We start from the raw sequence: 1523 nt of genomic DNA, 5'->3' as shown, positions 1-1523 counted from the left end.
TGACCGAGCGCTTGCGATTATTTTCATAAGACTGTTGAGCATAGTCGGCAGAATAAACCTCTTTGAAGCGCCCTTTTCCAAGACATTTTCGGACTGTCCCACGCTTGATTTCAGTATAGATAGTTTGAGGAGCTTTTCCAAGTAGAGAGGCAATTTCTCTATTTGATTTTCCCTTTTTCCATCGTTCGATTAAGCGACGACTATCGATTGTCAAATGTTTGCCTTTTGTAGTATAATTGTCTTGCATCTCCGTGACTTTTAATCATTTCAATCTTAAATTGGACTTTTTTTTACTTGGGTTGTACTTAATCTATAAGGAAGACAAGAAAAAGAGTATCAATCAAGTAAAGTCACAAAGTCACATTAGCTCCGAGCAACCATTGCAAATCGAGGTACTCATACAATGATTAAAATATTTCTCTCTGCATTTTCTGTCATTCTCTTTGCTATCCCTATCATAGCTTATTCTTTTTTTCCATCTTCTAATCTTAATATTTGGCTATCTACCAGACCTATCTTGGCACAGATTTATGCCTTCCCCTTAGCTACTGCAACTATGGTTTCTATTTTAAGTTTCGTATTTTTTTCCCTATCTTTTTACAAGAAAAATAAACAAATACGGTTTTATTCTAGCATCTTTCTCTTACTATCGTTCATATTACTATTATTCGGAACAGATAAAACCCTTTCTTCCGTATCAAATAAGACTAAAACCTTAAAATTAGTAACTTGGAACGTCGCTAATCAAATAGAAGCACAACATATTGAGCGAATTTTTAGCCATTTTGATGCCGATATGGCTATATTCCCTGAACTAGCTACCAATATCAGAGGTGAGCAAGAAAACCAGAGAATCAAACTATTGTTTCATCAAGTTGGACTTTCTATAGCCAACTATGATATTTTTACTTCTCCACCTACTGACAGTGGAATAGCTCCTGTGACTGTGATTGTCAAGAAAAGTTATGGTTTCTATACAGAAGCTAAAACTTTCCATACAACACGGTTCGGGACAATTGTATTACATTCGAGAAAACAAAATATACCAGATATCATTGCTTTGCATACTGCTCCTCCTCTGCCAGGTTTAATGGAAATCTGGAAGCAAGACTTAAACATCATTCATAATCAATTGGCTTCAAAATATCCAAAGGCTATTATTGCAGGTGATTTTAATGCAACTATGCGTCATGGAGCACTTGCAAAAATAAGCTCTCATAGGGACGCATTAAATGCACTTCCACCTTTTGAAAGAGGAACTTGGAATAGCCAAAGTCCAAAACTTTTTAATGCAACAATAGATCATATCTTATTGCCTAAAAACCACTACTATGTTAAAGATTTAGACATTGTAAGTTTTCAAAACTCTGATCATAGATGTATTTTTACAGAAATCACATTTTAATTATTTTATACTCTTCGACAATCTCTTCAAACCACGTCAGCGTCGACTTACCTTAGACATATGGTTACTGACTTCGTCAGTCTTATCTACAACCTCAAAACAGTGTTTTGAGCAACCT

At 35.1% G+C, this 1523-nt stretch carries 2 protein-coding genes; one reads left to right on the top strand and one right to left on the bottom strand.

Annotated features, from left to right (window positions below; genetic code table 11):
* Positions 1-247, bottom strand: a 247-nt coding sequence (locus HT730_RS10285; protein WP_173307531.1) for a helix-turn-helix domain-containing protein, incomplete at its 3' end; no start/stop codon positions are given.
* Between the two features lie 156 nt (positions 248-403).
* On the opposite strand from HT730_RS10285, the gene HT730_RS10280 reads away from it, so the two are divergent.
* Entirely contained in the window at positions 404-1405 is a 1002-nt protein-coding gene (locus HT730_RS10280; protein WP_050207961.1) for an endonuclease/exonuclease/phosphatase family protein, read from the top strand.
* Positions 1406-1523: the final 118 nt, after the last annotated feature.

It is taken from the genome of Streptococcus sp. k-628 (assembly GCF_013277475.1).
Classification (GTDB): Bacteria; Bacillota; Bacilli; order Lactobacillales; family Streptococcaceae; genus Streptococcus.
The sequence above is the reverse complement of the archived record's forward strand: the minus strand, read 5'-3'. Positions and strand labels throughout refer to the sequence as shown.